Source organism: Rubrivirga sp., assembly GCF_049648075.1.
Taxonomy (GTDB): Bacteria; Bacteroidota; Rhodothermia; order Rhodothermales; family Rubricoccaceae; genus Rubrivirga.
In genome coordinates this window covers 1-3,952 of sequence record NZ_JBARYR010000703.1, presented here as the reverse complement: position 1 = coordinate 3,952, position 3,952 = coordinate 1, and the positions used below count along the sequence as shown (strand labels likewise).

General features: G+C 70.5%; 2 protein-coding genes. Both read right to left on the bottom strand.

The genetic code is table 11. From position 1 onward, the window contains the following. Positions 1-201 precede the first annotated feature (201 nt). Entirely contained in the window at positions 202-1,302 is a 1,101-nt protein-coding gene (locus WBA11_RS18585) for an alkene reductase (protein WP_424522123.1), read from the bottom strand. A gap of 195 nt (positions 1,303-1,497) precedes the next feature. After that, positions 1,498-3,501, bottom strand: coding sequence for a 3-deoxy-7-phosphoheptulonate synthase (aroF, locus tag WBA11_RS18580; RefSeq protein ID WP_424522122.1), 2,004 nt, complete (start codon positions 3,499-3,501; stop codon positions 1,498-1,500). Between the last annotated feature and the right edge of the window lie 451 nt (positions 3,502-3,952).

Genomic DNA, 3,952 nt, shown 5'->3' with positions numbered 1-3,952 from the left:
GTCCTGGAAGATCCGCCGGTGCTTTTCGCCGTCGCGCTGCATCCGGACCTGCCAGCCGCGCGTGGCCCCCATCTCGACGCGGCTGATGTGGGCGAGGTGCGACCTCGAGGGCGACGCAGCGGACATGGTGGAATTTGCGGAGAGCGAACGGAACGGCCGAGCCGGACGCGAAGGTCCGGCGTGCGCCTTCGAGATCGCGGGTTATTCGACCTCGACGCCGGTGCCGTCCCAGAGCGGATAGTCGGTGTAGCCCTCCGGCCCGCCGCCGTAGAACGTGCTCTTGTCCGGCTCGTTGAGCGGCACGTCGAGGCCGGCTTGCTGCGCTTCGAAGCGCGTCACCAGGTCGGGGTTGGCGAGGAAGTCCCGTCCGAAGGCGACCGCATCGGCGCGTCCGTCCCCCAAGAGCGCTTCGGCCTGCTCGCGGTCGATGCCGCCGTTGGCGACGACCACGCCGTCGTAGTTCGCGTTCACGACCTCGAGGGCGTCGAAGTCGGCGTCGCCGCCGGTCTGGTCGTTGGGCACGATGCCGTGGACGTAGACGAGTCCGTGCGCGGCGGCACGCTGGCTCGCGAGCGCCCACGTTTCGGCGGGATTGGCGTCGGTGACGCCGTTGGCGCCCTGGCCGAACGAGAACCGAACGCCGGTCCGCTCCGGCGGGCAGACCGCGACGACGGCCTCGAGGACTCGGTCGAACAACCGGATGCGGTTCTCGACGGAACCGCCGTAGCGGTCGGCCCGCTGGTTGGTCCCGCTCGACATGAATTGCTCCAACAAGTAGCCGTTCGCCGCGTGGACCTCGACGCCGTCGAACCCGGCCTCGAGGGCACGCTCGGCACCGCGCGCGAAGTGCTGGATCGTCTCCTCGATCTCGTCCTCGGTCATCGCGTGCGGCGTCTCGAAGTCGGCCATCGAGAAGTCCGGCAACATGTGCTGACCCGACGCCGCAATCGCCGACGGTGCGAACGGAAGCTCGCCGTCATGATACGCCGAGTGCGACACGCGGCCGACGTGCCATAGCTGGCACACGATGCGCCCGCCTTGGGCGTGAACGGCCCTCGTCACACGCTTCCACGCCTCGACCTGCTCGTCCGAGTGGATGCCGGGCGTGTCGGGGTATCCTTGTCCCCGGGGCGTCACCTGCGTCGCCTCGCCCACGATCAGCCCGGCGCCGGCGCGCTGCGCGTAGTAGGTCGGCGCGAGGGCGTAGGGGATCGTGTCGCGGTGGCGGCTCCGGGTGAGCGGGGCCATCCAGACGCGGTTGGGCAACAGGAGCGGGCCGAGGGCGAGGGGCGTGAGGAGCATGGACAGAGGGGCGTGACTTCGAGGTCGGAAGACGTGGGGCGCCCCGTACGCCGACGTCCCTTCCGCGGATCGTGCACTCCGTGTCGATTCCGTCGCCGTCCGCGGCCTCGGGGACGGGCCGCGACCGTGTCAGCACACGGGGCACGCCGGTGGCTTGCTCGACCTCGAGGACGAATCCTCCTGCCCCTTGCCCCGCTACGCCGGCACCGGCGCGACGCCCAAGTCGCGGGCCAACTCCGCCAACGCGTCGAACGTCAGCGACTGCGGGCCGTCTGAGAGGGCGTTGTCCGGGTCCGGGTGTGCCTCCACGATCAGGCCGTGCGCGCCGGCCGCGATGGCCGCCTTGGCGAGGGCCGGCACCCAGCGCCGAAGACCGGCTGCGTGACTCGGATCCACGATCACCGGCAGGTGCGTCCGCTCGCGCGCGACCACCACTGACGACAGGTCGAGCGTGTTGCGCGTCGCCGTCTCGAACGTGCGGATGCCGCGCTCGCACAGGATTACGCGCTCGTTGCCGCCGGCGAGCACGTACTCGGCCGCTGCGAGCCATTCGTCGATGCTCGACGACATTCCGCGCTTGAGTAACACCGCCGCGTGGCTCCGCCCGACCTCCTTGAGCAACTCGAAGTTCTGCATGTTGCGCGCCCCGATCTGCAGCACGTCGGCCTCTCGCGCGATGCCCTCGACGTCGCGCGGGTGCACCACCTCGGTCACGATCGGCAGGCCGTTGGCCGCGCCGGCCTCGTGCATCATCGTCAGGCCCTCGAAGCCGAGGCCCTGAAAATCGTAGGGCAATGTCCGAGGCTTGAAGCAGCCACCACGGAGCATCATTCCGCCCGCCTCCCGTACAGCGCGGGCCGACTCGAAGATCTGGTCGCGGCTCTCGACCGAGCACGGGCCAGCGATCAAGACCGGAGGCTCGTCCCCCCCGATGCGGACCCCCGCGATCTCGACGACGGTGTCGGCCTGGCCTTGGCGACGGTCGCCGAGCTTGCGGCGGCTGGCCTTGACGCTGGGCGGAGCGGTCGGCTTGGAGCGGACGGCTCCGTCGCCGCCGCTGCTGGCGAGCGTCGCGCGTGGCGTCTCCGCACGGAAGACGGGGTACGACCCGAGCACGCGGAGCGAGCGCGTGTGGGCGCGCGCGGCCTCGATGGCGTCGGCGACCTCGGACTCGTGGAGGCCGCCCTCGAGGTCGAGGTAGAACAGGCTCTCGAACGGGGTCGTGAGAGACGGGCGGCTCTCGAGCTTGGTCAGGTTGACCTCGGCCTCGGCGAACGTCTGCAGCAGCGACGCCAGGGCACCTGTCTCGTGGGCGGTCGAGAGCACCAGGGACGTCTTGTGCGGAAGCCGCTGGTCGTGCTCGAGGGCCTCGGTGGAGACGATCAGGAAGCGCGTGAAGTTGTCCTTCCGGTTGGCGACGTGCCGCTTCAGAATGGTCAACCCGTAGAGCTCGGCGGCGTCCTCGCCTGCGATGGCCGCCCGCGTCGGGTCGCCGGCTTCGGCCACGTCCCGAGCGGCACCGGCCGTGTCGACCTCGGAGATGACCTTGGCGCCCAACCCGTCCAGAAACAGGCTGCACTGCCGAATCGCCTGCGGGTGCGTCCCGACGCGCTGGAGGCCCGCGACCGTGGCGCCCTCGAGGCCGAGCAGGCAGTGCTCGACCTTGAGGACCTCCTCACCCACGATGTGCAGGCCGGGCTCGACCAAGAGATCGTAGACGCCGGAGATCGGGCCGGCCGTCGTGTTCTCGACCGGCAGGAGCGCCCGCTGCGCCTTGCCAGACTTGAGGGCCTCAATCGTGCCTCCGAACGTCGTGGTCCCGAGGTAGTCGACGTCGGCGACGGCGGCGAAGTGGTGGCGCGCGGCCGAGTGGCTGTAGCAGCCGGCCACGCCTTGGTAGGCGATGGTCACGCCGTCCGTCCCGACGCGCTGCCGGACGGCCTGGAAGCGGACCGAGTGGCGGAGGATCTGGCGGTAGAGCTGGCTCGCGAAGTAGCCGTCGACGCCCGCGTCCTCGGCGAGCGCGTGGACACGGGATAACAGCGACTGCTCGCGGTCCGCGTCGTGGATCGGGAGGGCGTCGTCGGCGGCCTTGACGGCGGCGACATCCGCGACGAGCTGCTGGCGCTCGGCGAGCGCGGCGACCAGGCGGCGGTCGACGGCGTCGAGGTCGTCGCGGAGGGAGGAGAGATCGGACATCGAGGCCTACAAGTGTCAGAAACGAAAAAAGCCCGCCGGGTGGGCGGGCTGCGTCAGGAGTCGGGAGGGCTGAAACCCTCTATCGCCTGCGGCCCGCCGGACGCGCATAGCCGTACCCCGTAAAGGAATAGACGAACGCGAAGGAGAGAGCGGCGGGCATGCCCGAGAGTAGCGACGCGATGCCCCCTCGGCAAGGGCACAGTCCGAGATCCGACCTCGAGGGCGGCTGGAAGCGCTTTTCTTCGCATACGGCCTCAAGGGCGGACGAGGGAGGCGAGATCCGACCTCGAGGGCGGAAACCCGCGTCGCACCGTCGCGGTCCGCCCTCGACATGAGCCGGTCCGCCCCCCTCCTCGCCCTCCGCAACGCCGGCCGCCGCGTCGAGGCCCGGTGGCTCTGGCGTGGGATCGACCTCGAGGTCGCACCGGGCGACCGGCTCGCGGTCCGAGGC